Below are 20,977 nucleotides of genomic sequence, written 5' to 3'. Positions count from 1 at the left end.
TTACTCAAAATACTCAGCCTCCTCAAAAGACAGCGCCTTATTGAGGTCTTTTTCTGAGAGCAATACATTTTCGCCCTCAATAGGCCACTTGATACCAATGGTTTCATCATTCCAGCGGATACTTGCCTCAGCTTGAGGAGCATAAGGGTTATCTACTTTATAGGTAAAGATTGCCTCGTCGCTGAGCACAAGGAAGCCATGCGCAAAGCCACGAGGAATGAAGAACTGCAGCTTATTTTCTTCACTCAGTTCCACCATTACATACTTGCCGAAGGTCTTGCTGCCTTTACGTAAATCTACCGCAACATCCAGTACTTTACCCTTGATGACACGCACCAGTTTAGCCTGCGAACTTTCGCCCTTCTGATAATGAAGGCCTCGAAGCACGCCTCTACTCGACATAGACTCATTGTCTTGCACAAACTCAACATGATAACCAATGTGGGCATCGAACTCAGCCTGTTTCCAAGCCTCGAAAAAGTAGCCTCTAGCATCATCAAACACTTTTGGCTGTATGACCCACACTCCTTCTATTTCGGTCTCTGTATATTCCATTGCTATATACTTGTTCTATTTTTTAGTGGCAAAGATAATACTTTTTGGTGATATGACAAAACAAATTAAACTTTTTATCACTCCTTACGAAAATTTCCCTTAAAATAGTTGTCCAATTCCCAAAAAAGCCGTACCTTTGCAAAAGATATTCAGAAAAAGAAGATAAACATTTAGACGTGATAGAAATTAACCGACATATAGAAATTCTGCTCTTGAGCAACGATTGTGTAATCGTACCAGGTTTTGGTGGATTCATGGCTCATCATGTAGATGCACGTTACGATGGCAGAGACAATATGTTTTTGCCACCGCTGAGAACTGTAGGATTCAATCCGCAGCTCACGATGAACGATTCCCTCCTCGCACTCTCGTACGTGGAGACTTACGATATCAGCTACCCTGAGGCATTGCGCCGTATTGAGGATGAGGTGGTTGAAATCAGACAATCATTGGAAAACGAAGGTAAATTCGAAATAGAAAATATCGGTATGCTCTTCCTCAACGAAGATGGCAACATCAGTTTCGAGCCATGCGAGGCAGGCATTCTTACTCCAGACTTCTATGGTTTGGGCGGTTTCGACATGCTTCCTATCGCACAGATTGACAACGGTGAACAGCAGAACGAGAATCAAAACGTGGCAATGACAGTAAATCTTGCCAAGGAGGAACAACCAGTTAAAAAAGAGGCAGAAGCACCTGCTGCTCCTGCCAACAATTCGGTATTCATCGCAGAAGAAGAGGAAGAAGAGGAAAAGGCTGAATTCATCAGCATCAAGAAGAGCTGGCTGCGCAACATGGCAGCAGCCTGCATCGCCCTCATCGCCTTCTTCACCATCTCTACTCCACTCGGAAGTCCTACTATCGAGAAGAGCCAGATTGACACGGGGATGCTTACCCGCATTATGCCTAAAGAGATGACTCCGGTAAAAAGCAATGAACTGCTGCTCCCTACTGATGAACCGAAGCTGATGGAGACCACTCCTACCGACAAGGCAGAAAAAACTCCGGCAATGGCACAGGATAGAGAAATTGCTACTCCAACAGCCTCTTATTACAGCATCGTATTGGCAAGCCGCGTAACCAAACGCAATGCAGCCAGCTATGTGGAACACTTGCAAAGCAAGGGCTTCAAGGAGGCAAGAGTTCTGATTACCGACAACAACGTAAAGGTGATTTATGGAAACTACCGCTCTGAGAGCGAGGCATATAACACCCTCAACCGACTCCATACCAACGAGGCTTTCACTGATGGCTGGATTACAAAGGTAAAGGAATAGTTTACATTATTATATATAGAAAGAAATTAAGGAAAGAAGAAAAAAAGATATGAAAAGAGTACGTTGCCCTAAATGCGATAATTTCATCACGTTCGACGAAACCAAATACGAGGCAGGCCAGAGTCTGGTCTTCGTTTGTCCTAATTGCAACAAGCAGTTTGGCATCCGTATGGGCGTTTCCAAACTTCGCGAAACCCGCAAGGAAGAACAGATTGATGAAAATGCCAATGAGAATGGCGTAGGCTCCATCGTTGTTATCGAAAACGTATTCGCCTACAAGCAGGTCATCCCTTTGCAGATGGGCGACAACGTCATCGGAAGATATATGAAGAACAGTGGCATCAACTGCCCTATCGAGACCGTAGATCCGAGTGTAGATATGAACCACTGCGTAATCAATGTAAGCCGCGACAAGAAAGGAAAATTGAAATATGTGCTGCGCGATGGTCCTAGCTACACCGGCACCTTCGTAGATAACGAAATCCTGGGCGACCGTGAGCGCCGTGTCATCGAAGACGGCACCCTCTTCACCATCGGAGCCACCAGCATCATCCTCCGCACGGCAGACAGCGAGGAGGAATAATGTGTAAAATAACAAGTTGAAATAAAACCAAGGGTTAGAGTAGGAAAAATCTTACTCTAACCCTTTTTTTACTGATAAACACGTATAAATATACCAATAATTCTTACTTTCTGCAAGAAATCATAGCGATATAGTAATCTTTTTGCTAATATTTTCGTTAGATTGAAAGAAAATGTGTACCTTTGCAACAGAAATTAGCAATACGTGGGACCAATACTCCCGATACGTACAAAAAACAGAAGAATTACGTTAGGTTATGGATGTAGCAATCGTAAAATACAATGCCGGAAATATCTATTCCGTAGTCAACGCCATGAAGCGTTTGGGCATAGAACCAGTACTCACTGATGATGCCGAAATGCTCCAGAAGGCAGACCGCGTGCTGTTTCCAGGTCAGGGGCAGGCAAGGGAAGCCATGGAATATCTCAAGGCTCACCAGCTGGATCAGGTGATCAAGAATCTCAAGCAACCCGTATTGGGCATTTGCGTGGGACAGCAGCTCTTGTGCCGACATTCGGAAGAAGGCGATGTAGATTGCATCGGCATCTTCGATGTGGATGTGAAGCGATTCCAGCCGCAGAAGCACGAAGACAAGGTACCAGCTATGGGATGGAACGAGATATACGATCTGAAGACGGAGCTTTACAAGGGATTCGGAAACAGATCCGATGCAGCAGATGCAGCTATGGGAGAAGCCCTGCAGCATCCCTACTCTTATTTCGTACATAGCTACTATGTGCCACTCTGCGAGGAGACCATCGCCAAGGCTGATTACATTCTGCCTTACAGCGCATCGCTCCACAAAGACAACTTCTATACCTGCCAGTTCCATCCGGAAAAGAGCGGAAAGGTAGGAGAACAGATTTTAAAGAACTTCCTGGAAATAAAATAGCAATAAAAGAAATATGATAGAGTTAATTCCTGCCATCGACTTGATAAATGGTCAGTGCGTTCGCCTGACAAAAGGCGATTACGACCAGAAGAAGGTCTATAACGACAATCCGACTGAAGTAGCCAAAGACTTCGAGAAGCTGGGATTCAAGCGACTCCACGTAGTGGATCTGGACGGAGCCAAGTCGAAGCACATCGTAAATGATGCTGTACTGAAGGCGATTACCACCGAAACGAATCTGACAGTAGATTTCGGAGGCGGTATCAAAACCGAGAAAGACATCGAGAAGGCATTCGCTGCAGGAGCCTGTATGGTTACCGTAGGCAGCATCGCCGTTACCAATCCCGACCTCTTTATGGAGTGGATAGATAAATATGGTGCCGACAAGCTTATCCTCGGAGCCGATGTAAGAAACGGCAAGATTTCTATCAATGGATGGAAAGAGGATTCATCAGAAGACCTCCTCCCCTTCCTCAAGAAATACATCGACAAGGGTGTACGCTATGTGCTCTGCACGGAAATCAGCAAGGATGGCACCCTGCAGGGTCCTGCCATCGAACTATATAAAGAGGTAATGGCAGCCTACCCTCAGCTTCACCTCATCGCCTCGGGCGGAGTGAGCTGCAATGAAGATATCGAGGCTCTGGAAGCCGCCGGCATCCCAGCAGTAGTCTTCGGCAAGGCATTCTACGAGGGTAAGATTGATGTAGAAAAGTTAGGAGTTAAGTAATCATAAAGTTCAAAGTTCAATGGTCAAAGTTCAAAGTAACAAAGGTTTGGCAAAGCGAATCGTCCCTTGTCTTGACGTGAAAAACGGAGAGACCGTGAAGGGAACGAACTTCGTGAACCTGAGAAGCGCAGGCGACCCGGTAGAACTGGGCAAGGCCTATAGCGATGCAGGTGCCGATGAACTCGTATTCCTTGACATCACAGCTAGCTTCGAAGAGCGCAAGACCTTTACAGATATGGTAACTCGCGTAGCTGCCGAAATCAATATCCCGTTTACCGTGGGTGGCGGCATCAACGAGCTGAAGGATGTAGATCGACTCCTCAATGCAGGTGCCGACAAGGTAAGCATCAACAGTGCAGCCATCCGGCATCCGGAGCTCATCAACGAGATAGCCAACCATTACGGCTCACAGGTCTGCGTCTGCGCCATCGATGCCCGTCTCGATCCCGACGGCTGGCATTGCTACGTCAAGGGCGGAAGAGAGCGAGTAGAACTCGGTCTGTTTGATTGGGCTAGAGAAGTTGCCGACCGTGGTGCCGGCGAGATTCTCTTCACCAGTATGGACCACGACGGTGTGAAGCAGGGCTTTGCCAATGAAGCCCTCGCCCACCTTGCAGAGGAAGTAAGCATTCCTATCATTGCATCGGGAGGAGCCGGCAAAATGGAGCATTTCCGCGATGCCTTCACCCTGGGAAAGGCAGATGCAGCACTGGCTGCCAGTGTCTTCCACTTCGGTGAAATCGCCATACCTGACCTGAAAAATTACCTCCGAAAAGAAGGCATCAACGTCAGGTTGTAAACCGTTATAAAACGGAGCCTTAAGGCTAGATATTTTTTTCCTTAAGGGAAAATAATTATTTCCTTAAGGGAAAATATATTTTTCCTTAAGAGTGGATAATTCCCCTATGATAGGGCGGATTGGCAATGGAGTAAGCAAAACAATTAAATTGTAAAGATAAAATGGAAATAGATTTTGAAAAAATGGGCGGACTTGTTCCTGCCATCATCCAGGACGCCGTAACCAAGAATGTCCTGATGCTGGGATTCATGAACAAGGAAGCATACGATAAAACCATCGAAACCAAGAAGGTTACCTTCTGGAGCCGCTCTCGCAACTGTCTTTGGACCAAGGGCGAGACCTCAGGAAACTTCCTCAATCTGGTAAGCATTCAGATAGACTGCGACAACGATACCTTCCTGGTAAAGGTTCATCCAGATGGTCCTACCTGCCACAAAGGCACCGATACCTGCTGGGCTGAGGAGAATACGCTGAACCCTATCCTCTTCCTCTCAGAGTTGCAGGACTTCATCGACAAGCGCCACGAGGAGATGCCTGAGGGCAGCTACACCACCAGTCTCTTCAAGAAAGGCGTGAACAAGATGGCACAAAAGGTTGGAGAAGAAGCCATTGAGACGGTTATAGAAGCTACCAACGGCACCGACGACAAGCTCATCTACGAGAGTTCCGACCTGCTCTACCACCTCATCGTACTGCTCACCAGCAAGGGCTTGCGAATCGAGGATGTAGTAAAGGAGCTCCAGATGCGACACGACCCGGAATGGGACAAGAAGCGCCGCATAGCAAAGAGCAAAGGAGAAATGAAATAATATATCTAGCTCAAGGCTATCTTGCAGCAGTTCGCCCTGAAAGGGCAGCGCCCTGGGTATAAAAAGATATTGGCAATACGCCCTGAAAGGGCAAAAGCTTTCAAATACATTAAATAAAGGAGAAAAAATTAGGATGTTAATAGATTATCAAAACGTCAGCATATACCAAGCCGACAAGTGCGTGCTCAAGGGCATCAACTTCCATGTGGATGAAGGAGAGTTCGCTTATCTTATCGGAAAAGTGGGCTCGGGAAAGAGTTCACTCCTGAAGACCCTCTACTGCGAACTTGACCTCGTGGAGGGTGAGACAGACAAGGCAGAAATCCTCGGCAGAGACCTCAAGACCATCCGACGCAAGGACATTCCAGCCCTGCGCAAGGAACTGGGCATCATCTTCCAGGACTTCCAGTTGCTTCACGACCGCAGCGTGCGCAAGAACTTCGAGTTCGTGCTCAAGGCTACCAAATGGAAAAACAAGAAGGACAGAGACAAGCGCATTGAGGAAGTGCTCAACGAAGTAGGCATGATAGAGAAAATCGACAAGATGCCTCACGAGCTCTCCGGTGGAGAACAGCAGCGTGTAGCCATCGCCCGTGCCCTGCTCAACAATCCGAAGATCATCATCGCCGATGAGCCAACGGGAAATCTCGACCCGGAGACCGCCAGCAACATTGTGGGACTGCTCAAGGATATCACCAAGCAGGGTACAGCTGTAGTGATGACAACCCATAACATCCCAATGCTCGACAAGTTCCCTGGCATCGTATATCGCTGCAAGGATGGTTTACTCCACGACGTGACCAACGAGTACAACCACATCGACCTGACAGAAGATGGCGAGGAGAATTAAACGGGGAAAATACAACAAAAGAACAATAAAAATTAAACATTAATATAATTTTACGACTATGAAGGTAATGAAATTCGGAGGTACTTCTGTAGGCTCACCAGAGCGTATGAAGGGAGTAGCCTCTTTGGTTACAGAATCAGGTGAACCAACTTTCATCGTATTGTCTGCGATGAGCGGTACAACAAACTCTCTCGTTGAGATCTCTGACTATCTTTACAAGAAGAACCCAGAGGGCGCCAACGAGGTAATCAACAACTTGGAGAAGAAATACATGCAGCACGTGGAGGATCTCTACTCTACTGATGAGATGAAGAAGACTACACGCGAGTTCCTGCAGGGCGAGTTCAACTATCTCCGTTCATTTACCAAGGATCTCTTTACTTCTTTCGAGGAGAAGAGCATCGTGGCTCAGGGCGAGATTATGAGTACCAACATGGTTGTAAACTACTTGAAGGAACAGGGTGTAAAGGCTGTATTGCTCAACGCATTAGACTTTATGCGCACCGACAAGAATGCAGAGCCAGACCCACAGTATATCAAGGAGAAGCTCTCTGCCATCATGGAGGAGAACCAGGGCTATCAGATTTACATCACCCAGGGCTTCATCTGCCGCAATGCATACGGCGAGGTAGATAACCTGCAGCGTGGTGGTAGTGACTACACCGCATCACTCATCGGTGCAGCTCTCCCAGCAGACGAGATTCAGATTTGGACAGATATCGACGGTATGCACAACAACGACCCTCGTGTGGTAGAGCACACAGAGGCTGTTCGCCAGTTGAACTTCGAGGAGGCTGCTGAGTTGGCTTACTTTGGTGCCAAGATTCTCCACCCTACCTGCGTTCAGCCAGCCAAGTATGCCGGCATCCCAGTTCGTCTGAAGAACACCATGGACCCTAAGGCTGATGGTACCATCATCGACAACGTCATCGTACGTGGCAAGATCAAGGCTGTAGCTGCCAAGGACAACATCACTGCCATCAAGATCAAGAGTAGCCGCATGTTGCTCGCTACAGGTTTCCTCCGCAAGGTATTCGAAATCTTCGAGAGCTACCAGACTCCTATCGACATGATTGCTACCTCAGAGGTAGGTGTGAGCATGAGTATCGATAACGATGCTCACCTCAACGACATCGTCAACGAGTTGAAGAAGTATGGTACTGTAACCGTAGATTCAGACATGTGCATCATCTGCGTGGTAGGTGATCTGGACTGGAGCAACGTAGGCTTCGAGACCATCGCTACCGATGCAATGAAGAACATCCCAGTGCGCATGATTTCTTACGGTGGTTCCAACTACAACATCTCATTCCTCATCAAGGAGAAGGATAAGAAGCAGGCATTGCAGAACTTGAGCAACGTATTGTTCGAGAAGTAATGTAAGTGAAGAACGAAGAGTGAAGAGTGAAGAATTCTAATGTAATGCTTCCTGTCCACTCTTCGTTGGATATTCTGACTTAACCATAAGTTGGATTTTCTAATTTGACTATAATAAGATATAAACAATAAGCATAAGCGAAATGAAAGGTACATTTCCAATAGATAAGTTTCAGGAGATACAGACTCCGTTCTACTACTACGACACCAACGTGTTGCGCCAAACCTTGAAGACCATCAACGCAGAGACTGGCAAACACGAGGGCTTTGAGGTACACTATGCCGTAAAGGCAAATGCCAACCCTAAAGTGCTCAACATCATCTGCCAGGCTGGTTTGGGTGCCGACTGTGTGAGCGGAGGAGAAATTCAGGCTGCCATCAATGCAGGTTTCCCTGCCAATAAGATTGTGTATGCCGGTGTAGGCAAGAGTGATTGGGAAATCAACCTTGGTTTGGACAAGGGCATCTTCTGCTTCAATGTAGAGAGCGTCCCGGAATTGGAAATCATCAACGAACTTGCCGAGAAGAAGAATAAGATTGCACAGGTTTGCTTCCGCATCAACCCAGACGTTGGTGCTCATACCCATGCCAACATTACAACAGGTTTGGCTGAAAACAAGTTTGGTATCGCCATGCGCGATATGGAGAGCGTGATTGAGGAGGCTTCCAAGATGAAGAACATCAAGTTCCTGGGTCTGCACTTCCATATTGGTAGTCAGATACTTGACATGGGAGACTTCGAGGCTCTCTGTAACCGCATCAACGAGTTGCAAAACCAGTTGGAGGCTCATCACATCGTAGTAAAGAACATCAATGTAGGCGGTGGATTGGGTATCGATTACAACCATCCAAACCGTGTGCCTATCCCAGACTTCAAGGATTACTTCGATACATACGCCAAGAAGTTGAAGTTGCGTGATGGACAGAAGTTACACTTCGAGTTGGGCCGTTCCGTAGTGGGTCAGATGGGTTCGCTCATCACCAAGACTCTTTATATCAAGCAGGGCACAGCCAAGCAGTTTGCCATCGTAGATGCAGGTATGACCGACCTGATCCGTCCTGCCCTCTATCAGGCATATCATAAGATAGAGAACATCTCTAGTGATGAACCTGCAGAGACATACGACGTAGTAGGTCCGATCTGCGAGTCGAGCGATGTATTCGCCAAGGCTATAGATCTGAACAAGACCCATCGTGGCGACCTCATTGCCCTCCGTTCAGCCGGAGCCTATGGTGAGATCATGGCGAGCCAGTATAACTGCCGCCAGTTGCCAAAGGGATATATCACAGAAGACTTTTAATTCTGTTAAGAGTTTACAGTTAAGAGTTAGGAGTAAGGAGTCATTCCTTTCTCCAACTTTCTTTATTACGAGAAAAAAGAAATGATGACAATTAGTTTAACAACTATCATAGCAGGCGCAGTAGTGGTATTATTGGCAATCCTCGGATCGCTGATAAATCCATTTCTGCGCTCGTTGCGTTTTACTGACGAGGAGGAATCCTTGGAATCTAGAGAACCTATCTCGGTGATTATCACCGCTCACGACAATCTCTATGAACTGGAGCATAATCTACAGATGTTCCTGCAGCAGAAATATCCTGCCGATTATCAGGTAATCGTGGTTTGTCAGAGCACTGATGGTGAGACCCAGGATTATCTGAAGCGCATGGCAGCCGAGAATTCTCACCTATATTATACATATATCCCGGAGAGCTCCCGCTATATGAGCAGAAAGAAGCTGCAGATTACACTGGGCGTGAAGGCTGCCAAGTATGAGTGGATCATCCTCACCGAACCTACCTGCACCCCATCCAACGACAAGTGGCTCTATACGATGACCCGCAACTGCCAGGAGCCTAACCATCTGGTTCTGGGCTATGTAGCTTTAGACGAAGCAACCAAGGGTGTTCGCCGATTCGACAGCATCCGCAAGGCATTCTATCTGCTCCGCCGTGCCCAGCATAGCTACGGCTACCGCACCCACATGCCAAACGTAGCCTTCCGCAAGAGCGATTTCATGCGCGAGCAGGGCTATCAGGGCAACCTGGAGTATGTGCGCGGAGAATATGACTTCCTGGTCAACAAGTATGCTGCCTACGGAGATACTGCCGTAGAACTCGACTGCGATGCATGGCTCATCCATGATGAACCAACCGACAAGGCATGGCACAATGCCCACCTTTACCTCCAGGCATCCCGCAAGAGTCTGACCAGATCCAAGTCGATGATGTCGCTGATGGCAATGGATCATCTCTTCCCTCACCTCAGCCTCATCGCCTCGCTGGCCACCCTGGCATACGCCATCCTGATGCAAGACTGGATTCTGACAGGCATTGCAGGTTTCGCCCTGCTTCTACTCCTGATTCTCCGCACCGTCATCGCCCACAAGGCTATCAAGCATTTCGACGATGACATCTCGATCCTGAAGCTGCCATTCTATGAGTATGGCATCATCTGGAGAAATCTTGCCAACAAGATAAGATACTGGCGTGCAGACAAGAACGACTTCACCAGTCATAAACTGTAGGACTTTAGAATCAACAAGCAAACTTAAAATAACGATGAAAGTATATTTGTTCATTTCCAAACATAAGAAGACGCTGAAGATGTATCTTCCTTACATCGAAGCGCTGCAGCAGAAGTTCGACATCACCAGTAACCTGGTAGATGCCGATATCGTGATGATACTGGGAGCATGGACAAGACAAGGTGCCCAGCTCGCCAGAATGTCTCGCAAGATGGGCATCCCCTACATCGTTTGCCCACTCGGCGATCTCTCAGAGCGCAACTGCCGGAATCCGCATTTCAAGCGCAGTCTGCAGACCCTGATGTACCAGAAGGCGATGTACAGGCACTCAGACCTCATCATCGCCACCACCCCATTGGAGAAAGCCTATCTGGAGAAACTCGGATGGAACAAGCACATCACCCTCATCAGATACTTCGGCTACAGTCATCTCATCACCGAAGAAGGTACGATGGAAGACTGGCAGGAGACGGATGCCTCTACCCTCGCCGACTTCGAGCACAGAAAGGCAGAAGCCATCGCCCAGAAGACCCAGCATGCCATCATCGCCCAGATTATGCAGATTCAGAGCAGAATGCCGCATAAGAACATCCCACAGAAGTATCTCGACGACCTGCATACCTTATTATATGCAGACGATTATGATGAGGATGCTATCAACGAGGAACTGAAGAAGCTGAAACTCGACAGCTATGCCGCCTCCGTATTCCAGGCGATGACCGACAAAACGGGACTTACCGAGGGATTTATGCCACTTCCTGCCAAAAAAGGCAGAAAAAGCAAGGAGATTCTGAAGTATGTAAAGTAAGAGACTGACAGTAGTTGACCTGCGTCAAGAGGCTGACTGCCAGTATTTGACTTGTATCAAAAAATCGCTTTCTTTCATCATTTTGTCACCCATTTGTTACCCGAATTCAAAAAAAAGGCATTACCTTTGCACTCGTAAAGATGAAACAAGAGATCTTGAGTATGCGAGATGAGAAGTCTTATATATATAAAAAAGATGAGAAATCTCAAGTACAGGAGATGGAAGGTTTCAGGTAAGAGAGATTGTAAAAGGATAACATGTAGAACAGGAGACCGAAAATGCGACGGCTCCACAAAGATTGAGAAAGGAAACAAATTATGATGACAACAGTAATGGCACTCGCAGTAGTAGCAATTATGATTGCTAAGGCAATCAATGTTAACAACCACATCGAGATGGGTAAGTAATTACTCCATCCCCTTGTAGGAAAGAGAATGAAAGAAGAGCCCGGTGAGGCTCAAGTATTAACGAAAAAGAAAGAAAGGATAACGATTATGAAAACAATGTTGAAAGAAATCAAGAAGGTCATGAAGACATTCATTGCAAACTATCTGAATGCAATGTCACTTTATGGCGAAGCTATTTGCAAAGGTCGTGGTTGTGCTTGCGCATAATCACTTGAAATATAAAGGAAGCGTGCTGGTATTTACTTACCGGCACGCTTTTTTCGTTGCCTTCTGCGTTAATATAGATTAAATAATCCGCCTTTTCTACGATAATTCGGAAATTATCTATACTTTTGCATCTATAATTATCACGGGGGTGCTGAGCAATCGGCTGAGATTATACCCATTGAACCTGAAACAGGTAATGCTGGCGCAGGAAATATGATAGATCGTTTTACACCCAGGCAGAGATAAATGCAACCTACTCTTGCTTCTCTACAACCCCTTTGCTTTCATCAGGCATACCCCCGTGTTGACAATTGTAAATTTATAAATGTAAACATAGGAACAGATTATGAAAGTTATCATCAACAGCAAAGAAACTGAGATTCAGGCAAAGACCGTCAAGGAACTTGCCCAGGAGCTCGATCTTCCAGCTACAGGTTGCGCTGTAGCCATCAGTAACGAGATGGTACCTCGTGACGAGTGGGAAAGCCACGTGATTCAGGAGGGTGCCGACATCGTGATTGTAAAGGCATTCTGCGGAGGATAGGATATAATGTTTAATGTTTAGTGTTTAATGTTTAGAGGACTATGGCTAAAATATCATTAGACAGATTTCAACTGCAGTTCATCTCTCATCAGAATGAGAAGATGAGTTATCTCGATGGCATTCACGAGGCGATAACGGGACTCTGCGGATGGGTTCAGCTCCGCATGAAGGATGCCTCTGATGATGAAGTGCGCCCCATCGCCTACAAGGTGAAGGAATGGTGCAAGATCATGAATGTTACCTTCATCATCGACGACCGTGTGGAACTGGTGAAAGAGGTGGGCGCCGATGGCGTGCATCTGGGCAAAAACGATATGCCGATTGCCGAAGCCCGCAAGATTCTGGGCGATGACTTCATCATCGGCGGTACAGCAAATACCTTCGAGGATGTGAAGGCTCACTATGAAGCTGGTGCCGATTACATCGGTTGCGGTCCGTTCCGCTTCACCACTACCAAGGAGAAGCTCTCCCCTATCCTCGGTCTTGAAGGATACCGAGAAATCATCCAGAAGATGAAGGCAGAAAATATCGATATTCCAATCGTTGCCATCGGTGGCATCACCAAGGAGGATATTCCCGACATCATGAAGACGGGAGTTAACGGCATCGCCCTCAGCGGCTGCATACTCAATGCCAAGGACCCGGCGGCAGAAACCCATGATATCATGGAAATGATGAGGGAATTCAGATAAGTAAACATTTAAAAATAAGAATAACAGAAAATGGAAAAATTAGTAATTGCAGGACGAGAGTTCAACTCCCGCCTCTTCCTCGGAACAGGAAAGTTCAACAACAACCAGCTCATGGCAGAAGCCATCAAGGCTTCTGAAACAGAAATGGTAACCGTTGCCATGAAGCGTATCGAACTCGAAGACAAGCAGGACGACCTGCTCTCTCATATCGTGCAGAACCCAAATATCCAGCTCCTTCCTAACACCAGTGGTGTACGCAACGCTGAGGAGGCTGTATTCGCAGCACAGATGGCTCGCGAGGCTTTCGGAACCAACTGGCTCAAGCTCGAAATCCACCCAGACCCTCGCTATCTTCTTCCAGACTCTATCGAGACTCTGAAGGCTACCGAGAAACTGGTAAAGCTCGGTTTCGTGGTATTGCCATATTGCCAGGCAGACCCTACCCTCTGCAAGCACCTCGAAGAGGCTGGTGCTGCTACCGTGATGCCACTCGCTGCACCTATCGGTACCAACAAGGGATTGAGAATGAAGGACTTCCTGCAGATCATCATCGAGCAGGCTACTGTTCCTGTAGTAGTAGATGCAGGTATCGGTGCGCCTAGCCACGCTGCCGAGGCTATGGAGATGGGTGCCAGCGCTTGCCTGGTTAACACAGCCATCGCCGTTGCAGGTGATCCTGTAGAAATGGCTAAGGCATTCAAGGAGGCAGTGGTATGCGGTCGCCGTGCTTACGAGGCAGGTCTCGGAGCCATCAGCGATTGTGCCGAGGCAAGTTCTCCACTCACTGCATTCCTCAACGACTAATTATAATATATAAGTAAAACCTTTAAAAAAAATATGCCAAACGATAAGAAAGCTTACGCCCAGAGAGAAAAGGCGTATATGCAGGGAAAACTTTTCCCACAGATCAAGGTTGGAATGACCAAGGTAAACCTCACTCCTACTGTTGTGAAGGATGAGCGCGGCATTCCACATACAGAGCCAAACGCTCCAGTTTACATCTACGATACCAGCGGTCCTTACAGCGACCCTAACTATCAGGTAGATTTGAAGAAGGGCTTGCCAAGAATGCGCGAGCAGTGGATTATCGACCGCAACGATACCGAGCAGCTCAAGGAGGTTACCAGCGAGTATGGCAAGCAGCGTCTTGCAGACCATAGCCTCGACCACCTCCGCTTCGAGCACATCCAGTTGCCTCGCCGTGCTCAGGCTGGCAAGCACATCACCCAGATGGCTTACGCCAAGGCGGGCATCATCACTCCAGAGATGGAGTATGTGGCTATCCGCGAGAACATGAACTGCCAGGAGTTGGGCATCGATACCCATATCACTCCTGAGTATGTACGTGATGAGATTGCACGCGGACGTGCCGTTCTTCCTGCCAACATCAACCACCCAGAGAGCGAACCGATGATCATCGGCCGCAACTTCCTCGTGAAGATCAATACCAACATCGGAAACTCTGCCACAACTTCCAGCATCGAGGAAGAGGTGGATAAGGCTGTATGGTCCTGCAAGTGGGGAGGCGACACCTTGATGGACCTCTCTACCGGCGACAACATCCACGAAACCCGTGAATGGATTGTACGCAACTGCCCTGTACCAGTAGGAACCGTGCCTATCTATCAGGCTTTGGAGAAGGTAAACGGCAAGGTAGAGGATCTGAACTGGGAGGTATTCCGTGATACCCTCATCGAGCAGTGCGAGCAGGGTGTTGACTACTTCACCATCCATGCCGGCATCCGTCGTCACAACGTGCATCTCGCCGATAGCCGTCTCTGCGGTATCGTGAGCCGTGGCGGTAGTATCATGAGCAAGTGGTGTCTCTACCACGACCAGGAGAGCTTCCTCTATGAGCACTTCGACGACATCTGCGACATCGTGGCACAGTACGACGTAGCACTCTCTTTGGGCGATGGTCTGCGCCCAGGCTGTATTGCCGATGCCAACGATGCAGCCCAGTTTGCCGAGTTGGATACCATGGGCGAGCTTGTTACCCGTGCCTGGGACAAGAACGTGCAGGCATTCATCGAGGGTCCTGGTCACGTGCCATTGCAGAAGATCAAGGAGAACATGGAGCGCCAGCTCGACCACTGTCACGAGGCACCATTCTACACCCTCGGCCCATTGGTTACCGATATCGCCCCAGGTTACGACCACATCACATCAGCCATCGGTGGCGCCCAGATAGCATGGCTCGGCACCGCCATGCTCTGCTATGTAACACCAAAGGAGCACCTCGCCTTGCCTAACAAGGAAGATGTGCGCACAGGTGTGGTAACCTATAAGATTGCCGCTCATGCAGCCGACTTGGCAAAGGGTCATCCAGGCGCAACCATCCGCGACAACGCCCTCTCCAAGGCCCGTTTCGAGTTCCGCTGGAGAGACCAGTTCCACCTCTCTCTCGACCCAGAGCTCGCCTTGAAGTATTTCGAGGAGGCAGGTCATACAGACGGAGAGTACTGCACCATGTGTGGTCCAAACTTCTGCGCAGCCAAGTTGACACACGATTTGAGAAAGTTTAAAAAGTAAGAAAATGTTTTCAGACGAATTAAAGAATATCAGTTGGGAGGAGACCACGGAGCGCATTGCTCGAATGACCGATAACGATGTGCGTCGTGCCCTTGCCAAGGACCATTGCGATGTGAACGACTTCATGGCGCTGATTTCACCGGCAGCCGAGCCATACCTGGAGGTAATGGCGCGTCTTTCCCGCAAATATACCGAGGAGCGCTTCGGCAAGACCATGTCGATGTTCATTCCTCTCTACATCACCAATTCATGCTCAAACTCCTGCGTGTATTGCGGTTTCCATCGTGAGAATCCGATGGCCCGCACCATCCTCACCCCAGAGCAGATTGAGAACGAGTACAAGGCCATCAAGCAGTTGGCTCCATTCGAGAACATCCTTCTCGTAACGGGCGAGAACCCGGCAAAGGCTGGTACCCCTTATCTTGCCAAGGCCATCGACATTGCCAAGAAGTATTTCTCCAACGTGAAGATTGAAGTGATGCCACTCTCTACAGAGGATTACAAGACCCTCGCCGACCATGGTATGAACGGCGTCATCTGTTTCCAGGAAACCTACAACCACGAGCACTACAAGCTCTACCACCCACGTGGCATGAAGAGCAAGTTTGAGTGGCGCTGCGATGGTTTCGACCGCATGGGTATGGCAGGCGTACACTCCATCGGTATGGGTGTGCTCATCGGACTGGAGAAGGAGTGGCGCACGGATGTAGTGATGATGGCTCATCATCTGCGCTACCTTCAGAAGCATTACTGGAAGACCAAGTACAGCGTGAACTTCCCTCGTATGCGCCCTGCACAGAACGAAGGTTTCCAGCCAAACTGCTTCATGACAGACAAGCAGTTGGCACAGGCTACTTTCGCCATGCGTATCTTCGACCACGATGTAGATATCTCCTACTCTACCCGTGAGCCAGCCTACATCCGTGACAACATGGCAACACTGGGTGTCACCACCATGTCGGCAGAATCAAAGGTAAATCCTGGTGGTTACCATACTTATCCTCAGGCATTGGAGCAGTTCACCGTGAGCGATGAGCGTACCGCCAAGGTAATCAATGCGAGATTGAAGGAATTGGGCAGAGAGCCAGTATGGAAGGATTGGGATGCCTCATTCGATTTCTTCGGAAATATCGCAAACGGATAAGATAAACATATAGATATAAAAAAGCGCCTTGAATGATTTCAAGACGCTTTTTTTATATCTGTTTTTAAAAGACTTATTCCTTCAGCCATCCACCTATCAAGTCGATGATTTCCTGTCTGGTAGGCTCAGGGAACGACAGGATGCGGGTGAGATGTGAACCGCCATGACACATATAGACATGCAGGTTCTTCTTGTTCTTGGTGAAAGGCAGACCATAGATGCCCGATGCACCCCATGGGTCGATATCACCATAAATATACACCATCTTCGGATCATTCTTGGTCAGGAAATCCACGGTATAATTGTAAAGCTTTGGCGAGAACTCCACGTTCTCGGCACCCTTCGGCACCATCAGCTTCTTCAGATAACCCTTTGCCGACTTGATGCTCAGGTATCTCTTGAATGGCTTGGTGTAATATCCGTAATATCCCAACTCTTTGGCAGCCTGTACATCGAAAGATGCAGTGGCGTTGTAGTTGGTGAAATACTCCGGTTCACACATGTTGATCCAGTATTTGAACACCTGGTCGTCGGTGGTATCATTCGTAGGAATCTTCTTGATGTCCTCACCCCACTGCCAGAAGGCGAAGGCATACTCAAACACCGAGTAATCAAAAATCTCGGCGATAGGCGCATTGAAGCGATACTGCTTCTCGCTGCAGTACTTCTCGAACATCGGCAGCAGCGCAGCCTTGCGCTTGAAGAGCAGCAGCTGGAAGTTGAGCACCTTCTGTCGGTTCTCCTTGGTAGAAACCTCCTCCTGCAGGAACTTCTCGTGTCTGCCATCCTCCACGCCCTTGTTCAGCGGTGCAACGTATGGCACGGAGATGTCCACTTCATTCGGGAAGTAGGCGCGGTAGAACATCGTAGTCTGTCCGCCCTTGCTGATGCCCGTGGCAATCCACTTGCCCTTGTACATCGCATGCAGAGTCTGGTTTACGTGGTGCAGATCGTAGAGCGAGTTCTCCACGGTGAGGTAATCCCAGTTGCAAGGACTAGGCATCGACTTGTCGAAATATCGGTACTCCACGGTGATGATGTTGGTATCGAAGAGCTTGGAAAGTTCCTCGATGTATCCCTCGCGCAATGCATACTTGGCATTGTAGCCTTCTGTTACGAGCACGGTAGGACGGTCGAATCCTCTGTGGCAGAGTATCACTCGCTGCTCAAAACTGCCCTTGGAAGCATCCTTGGCATCCAGTTGCTGCTTGATGAAGAACACATATTTTTCCGGGAAATGCGTACTTTTCAGCGTTTCCACATCACTCACTCCAGGCAGCGCCGCCAACAGCTTGCCCGCCTCTCCCAGTTCTGCCGCCAGCATCTGCAAAGGCAGAATGAAGAGCAGCAGCATCAATTTCAAGAATCTCAATTTCATTTTCATTTTCGTCTCTCTTTTATATTTTCTCTTTTTAAACTTTCGTCGGTAATCTCCACATGCTTTAAATGCTATGCAAAGGTAAGGAAATATTCTTGTCCGGCAAAGAGAAGAGCCACCTTTTTATTATTATTGCAGCATTTTTCTTTTTTTTACGGCAAGAATAAAAGTAAAACGAAAAATATTTTGTATATTTGCAGTTGAAATCAAAATATAGGAAATAAGAAATCAAATAAATCATCATCATAATAATAATAATATTAACAATCATAATTTATGACTAACTTACAACAATCAGCAACTCATTTTGCAGATACCAAACCCCATTATGCCCTGCTCGACGGATTGCGAGGCGTGGCAGCATTGCTCGTGGTGTGGTATCATGTGTTCGAAGGCTACCAGTTTGCATCCGGCTCAGCCATCATCCAGGAAATCAACCACGGCTATCTGGCGGTTGACTTCTTCTTCATCCTTTCCGGTTTCGTCATCGGTTACGCATACGATGACCGTTGGGGAAAGACATTGACACTGGGAAAATTCTTCAAGCGCCGCCTCATCCGCCTGCATCCGATGGTAGTGATGGGTGCCTTGATAGGACTCGTAATGTTCATCCTTCAGGGGGCAGTAACCTGGAACGGCACACCGGCTTCGGTACCTGCGATGATGATAGCCCTGCTCTGCGGCATGCTGATGATTCCCGCCCTGCCAGGTGGCGGATACGAGGTAAGAGGCAATGGCGAAATGTTTCCGCTCAACGGCCCCGCCTGGTCGCTCTTCTTCGAGTACATCGGCAACATCCTCTATGCCCTTTTCATCCGGAGGCTCTCCACCAGGGCTCTGGCTATTCTCGCCGGAATCCTATCCATCCTGCTGCTTTGGTTCACGGCTACGGATGTTTGCGGATATGGCATGTTTGGTGTGGGCTGGACGCTCGATGGTCTCAACTTCTGGGGTGGACTTCTGCGCATGCTCTGCCCGTTTACGATAGGAATGCTGCTGTCCCGTGTTTTCCATCGCATCCAGTTCAAGGTAAGGGGTGCGTTCTGGATCAGTTCCATCATTCTTCTCCTGCTCTTCCACGTACCTTATATAGAGAGTATGGTTGGCGGCAGTATTGTGAACGGCAGTAATGTGGGCGGCGCTGATGGCATCACGCTGAATGGTGTTTTCGAAGCAGTGTGCATCCTTCTGATATTCCCGGCGATAGTATGGCTGGGAGCGAGCGGAACAACAACCGACCGTTTCAGTACCCGCGTCTGCACGTTCCTGGGCGACATCTCCTTCCCGCTCTATATCGTGCACTATCCGTTTATGTATTACTTCTATTCGTGGCTCATCAAGAAGCAGCTCTTCACGCTTGGTGAAACCTGGCCCGAGGCGCTCATCACCTGTGCAGTTTCGATAGCAGCCGCCTGGCTCTGTCTGAAGTTCTACGACCTGCCAGTGCGCAGATGGCTGGCGAAGAAATAACATGTCCTCTAAACGAGGGAAAAAACGTCAGACGTCCCGACGGATTTCCGTTCCGACAGGACGCCTGACGTTTTTTATCTAATCCTAATGATAATCCTTTCTTTCTATCCTCCAGGCTCGCAGGTTCAGCTTACGAGGGTTTTGGCGCAAATCCCAGAGATCCACAATTCTAACAAGATTTGAATCTTCATCATAGAAATAGATAATCTTGAAGTTCTTCATGATGATAGCACCACGATACTTTTGCCATTTCTGCAATTCAGGAACAAAAGGATAGCCGGTAGGCATCATTTCCAAGCGATGCCTAATTTTCTCATACTCAGCATTCCAATTCTTCACCGTTTTCCTTCCAAATTCAGAGAATGCATATGCCACACACTTTCGAAATTCTACAAGAAAAAGCCTTTCAACTTTAATTTCCACTATTTCCATCCCGGTATTGCCTTTCGCATCTGCGCTTCAAATTCATCTATGGAAATCCAATGGTCTGGATCATCCAAGTATTTCTCAACCTCAGCACAATGCTCCATCACCTGCTCCAGCGAGCGCCCCATTGGATAGGAATCGGTGGCGTAAGCCTCATCCCATGATACTGATAATGCAGATGATGCTGCCGAACGATAAGCAGGTGATGGCTCACAGACCTTATCCCCTGCTATCTTCGATTCCTCGATATGATATTTCTTTTCCTCCATATTTTCTTTCGTTTTTAAAGTTCCACGTTACTTATTGGTGCAAAAATACGAAGAAAGATTGGAACTCGCAAGAAAATCTACAAGAAAATAGCTTTTTCTGCATCAAAAAAGAAGCTTTTCTCAGGAATATTTTATATCTTTGCACACATAGAAGAAAATGTCGTTCTGATTAAAACCGATCGTTATGAAAGTATATTGGGATAAGACTGCTGTAATAGGTTTGGTGGGGTTTACGATCTCACTCTTGCTGATACTGTGCTTTATGGACAGTCTCAGCCACCCATTGGTGGGGATATTCCTCTGCCTGTTTGGCATCTTACTTTGCGGAATATATGGTGCTCTGCCAAAAGCAGGAAGCCCCGAAAGACAGAAGAAGAAGGAGAAAGAAAAAGAGAACGAGAACGAGAATAAGATAAGTAGTTTCTATGCCTTCAGCGTGCTTTTCTGCCTGGTGGTCAGCATTTTCTGTCTTATTATCGGACTCATCCTAGCCTTTATCGGCAACGGAGAAGCCAGTTATATCTGTGCAGCCATCTTTGGGGTATCATTCACAGCCTTCCTTCTCGGTTCGTGGTGGAAAACCACCAGCATTGCCTCCAAAGCCGATTGGAGCGACTGGGGATGGTTATAAAATATAGAAGAACCATAAAACAGATTCAAAGCCAGCCTTTTCGCAGGAGAAGGCTGGCTTTCTTTATCA

At 47.9% G+C, this 20,977-nt stretch carries 23 protein-coding genes and 1 riboswitch; of the genes, 19 read left to right on the top strand and 4 right to left on the bottom strand.

Features of this window, described 5'->3' with window-relative positions:
• Positions 1 to 555 carry a dTDP-4-dehydrorhamnose 3,5-epimerase gene (gene rfbC / locus DXD25_RS05085; RefSeq protein WP_117662067.1) on the bottom strand — a complete coding sequence of 185 codons (555 nt, stop codon included), beginning with the start codon at positions 553 to 555 and terminating at the stop codon, positions 1 to 3.
• Between the two features lie 176 nt (positions 556 to 731).
• Here rfbC and DXD25_RS05080 point away from each other — a divergent pair, with 176 nt between their 5' ends.
• From DXD25_RS05080 to thiH, 17 genes are all read left to right on the top strand, one after another.
• Entirely contained in the window at positions 732 to 1,832 is a 1,101-nt protein-coding gene (locus tag DXD25_RS05080; RefSeq protein WP_158556295.1) for an SPOR domain-containing protein, read from the top strand.
• Positions 1,833 to 1,881: 49 nt separating this feature from the next.
• Entirely contained in the window at positions 1,882 to 2,415 is a 534-nt protein-coding gene (locus tag DXD25_RS05075; protein WP_089542767.1) for an FHA domain-containing protein, read from the top strand.
• Positions 2,416 to 2,671: 256 nt separating this feature from the next.
• Entirely contained in the window at positions 2,672 to 3,307 is a 636-nt protein-coding gene (hisH, locus tag DXD25_RS05070) for an imidazole glycerol phosphate synthase subunit HisH (protein WP_117662066.1), read from the top strand.
• A gap of 13 nt (positions 3,308 to 3,320) precedes the next feature.
• Positions 3,321 to 4,037, top strand: a complete 717-nt coding sequence (gene hisA, locus DXD25_RS05065; RefSeq protein ID WP_117662065.1) for a 1-(5-phosphoribosyl)-5-[(5-phosphoribosylamino)methylideneamino]imidazole-4-carboxamide isomerase — start codon at positions 3,321 to 3,323, stop codon at positions 4,035 to 4,037.
• Positions 4,038 to 4,056: 19 nt separating this feature from the next.
• Entirely contained in the window at positions 4,057 to 4,836 is a 780-nt protein-coding gene (gene hisF / locus DXD25_RS05060) for an imidazole glycerol phosphate synthase subunit HisF (RefSeq protein ID WP_089542770.1), read from the top strand.
• 161 nt (positions 4,837 to 4,997) lie between these two features.
• Positions 4,998 to 5,645, top strand: a complete 648-nt coding sequence (gene hisIE / locus DXD25_RS05055; protein ID WP_117662064.1) for a bifunctional phosphoribosyl-AMP cyclohydrolase/phosphoribosyl-ATP diphosphatase HisIE — start codon at positions 4,998 to 5,000, stop codon at positions 5,643 to 5,645.
• A 133-nt stretch (positions 5,646 to 5,778) separates the two neighbouring features.
• Positions 5,779 to 6,495: a cell division ATP-binding protein FtsE gene (locus DXD25_RS05050; protein ID WP_117662063.1), complete on the top strand. Its 717-nt coding sequence runs from the start codon at positions 5,779 to 5,781 to the stop codon at positions 6,493 to 6,495.
• A 58-nt stretch (positions 6,496 to 6,553) separates the two neighbouring features.
• A complete protein-coding gene (locus DXD25_RS05045) occupies positions 6,554 to 7,873 on the top strand; it encodes an aspartate kinase (RefSeq protein ID WP_117662062.1) in 1,320 nt (439 codons plus the stop codon).
• Positions 7,874 to 8,015: 142 nt separating this feature from the next.
• Positions 8,016 to 9,173: a diaminopimelate decarboxylase gene (gene lysA / locus DXD25_RS05040; RefSeq protein WP_117662061.1), complete on the top strand. Its 1,158-nt coding sequence runs from the start codon at positions 8,016 to 8,018 to the stop codon at positions 9,171 to 9,173.
• Positions 9,174 to 9,254: 81 nt separating this feature from the next.
• Positions 9,255 to 10,400, top strand: a complete 1,146-nt coding sequence (locus DXD25_RS05035; protein ID WP_117662060.1) for a glycosyl transferase family 2 — start codon at positions 9,255 to 9,257, stop codon at positions 10,398 to 10,400.
• A gap of 34 nt (positions 10,401 to 10,434) precedes the next feature.
• A complete protein-coding gene (locus tag DXD25_RS05030) occupies positions 10,435 to 11,208 on the top strand; it encodes a glycosyltransferase (protein WP_117662059.1) in 774 nt (257 codons plus the stop codon).
• A gap of 434 nt (positions 11,209 to 11,642) precedes the next feature.
• On the top strand, positions 11,643 to 11,822 hold the full coding sequence (locus DXD25_RS05025; RefSeq protein ID WP_117662058.1) for a hypothetical protein: 180 nt from the start codon (positions 11,643 to 11,645) through the stop codon (positions 11,820 to 11,822).
• 134 nt (positions 11,823 to 11,956) lie between these two features.
• Positions 11,957 to 12,050: riboswitch (TPP riboswitch) on the top strand.
• Positions 12,051 to 12,168: 118 nt separating this feature from the next.
• Entirely contained in the window at positions 12,169 to 12,366 is a 198-nt protein-coding gene (thiS, locus tag DXD25_RS05020) for a sulfur carrier protein ThiS (RefSeq protein WP_089542778.1), read from the top strand.
• A 41-nt stretch (positions 12,367 to 12,407) separates the two neighbouring features.
• Positions 12,408 to 13,058, top strand: a complete 651-nt coding sequence (locus DXD25_RS05015; RefSeq protein WP_117662057.1) for a thiamine phosphate synthase — start codon at positions 12,408 to 12,410, stop codon at positions 13,056 to 13,058.
• A gap of 30 nt (positions 13,059 to 13,088) precedes the next feature.
• Complete coding sequence (locus DXD25_RS05010) at positions 13,089 to 13,862, top strand: thiazole synthase (protein WP_089542780.1); 774 nt, start codon at positions 13,089 to 13,091, stop codon at positions 13,860 to 13,862.
• 33 nt (positions 13,863 to 13,895) lie between these two features.
• A complete protein-coding gene (gene thiC / locus DXD25_RS05005) occupies positions 13,896 to 15,590 on the top strand; it encodes a phosphomethylpyrimidine synthase ThiC (RefSeq protein ID WP_089542781.1) in 1,695 nt (564 codons plus the stop codon).
• Positions 15,591 to 15,594: 4 nt separating this feature from the next.
• Positions 15,595 to 16,734: a 2-iminoacetate synthase ThiH gene (gene thiH / locus DXD25_RS05000; protein WP_006848700.1), complete on the top strand. Its 1,140-nt coding sequence runs from the start codon at positions 15,595 to 15,597 to the stop codon at positions 16,732 to 16,734.
• Between the two features lie 73 nt (positions 16,735 to 16,807).
• On the opposite strand, the gene DXD25_RS04995 is transcribed toward thiH, so the two are convergent.
• Positions 16,808 to 18,118: a S28 family serine protease gene (locus DXD25_RS04995; RefSeq protein ID WP_117662056.1), complete on the bottom strand. Its 1,311-nt coding sequence runs from the start codon at positions 18,116 to 18,118 to the stop codon at positions 16,808 to 16,810.
• A 270-nt stretch (positions 18,119 to 18,388) separates the two neighbouring features.
• On the opposite strand from DXD25_RS04995, the gene DXD25_RS04985 reads away from it, so the two are divergent.
• Positions 18,389 to 19,582, top strand: a complete 1,194-nt coding sequence (locus tag DXD25_RS04985; RefSeq protein WP_117662054.1) for an acyltransferase — start codon at positions 18,389 to 18,391, stop codon at positions 19,580 to 19,582.
• An 84-nt stretch (positions 19,583 to 19,666) separates the two neighbouring features.
• Here the strand turns inward: DXD25_RS04985 and DXD25_RS04980 are convergent, their stop codons facing one another.
• Positions 19,667 to 19,921, bottom strand: a complete 255-nt coding sequence (locus DXD25_RS04980; protein WP_147327856.1) for a hypothetical protein — start codon at positions 19,919 to 19,921, stop codon at positions 19,667 to 19,669.
• Between the two features lie 83 nt (positions 19,922 to 20,004).
• Positions 20,005 to 20,277 (bottom strand): hypothetical protein, encoded by a 273-nt coding sequence (locus DXD25_RS04975; RefSeq protein ID WP_117662052.1) that lies wholly within the window; start codon positions 20,275 to 20,277, stop codon positions 20,005 to 20,007.
• Positions 20,278 to 20,461: 184 nt separating this feature from the next.
• Here DXD25_RS04975 and DXD25_RS04970 point away from each other — a divergent pair, with 184 nt between their 5' ends.
• Positions 20,462 to 20,908: a hypothetical protein gene (locus tag DXD25_RS04970; protein WP_117662051.1), complete on the top strand. Its 447-nt coding sequence runs from the start codon at positions 20,462 to 20,464 to the stop codon at positions 20,906 to 20,908.
• The last annotated feature ends 69 nt before the right edge of the window (positions 20,909 to 20,977 follow it).

This window comes from Prevotella sp. TF12-30, from assembly GCF_003436715.1.
GTDB lineage: Bacteria > Bacteroidota > Bacteroidia > Bacteroidales > Bacteroidaceae > Prevotella > Prevotella copri_A.
Note: the sequence above shows the minus strand (reverse complement) of the source record. Positions and strands in the feature narration are given on the sequence as shown.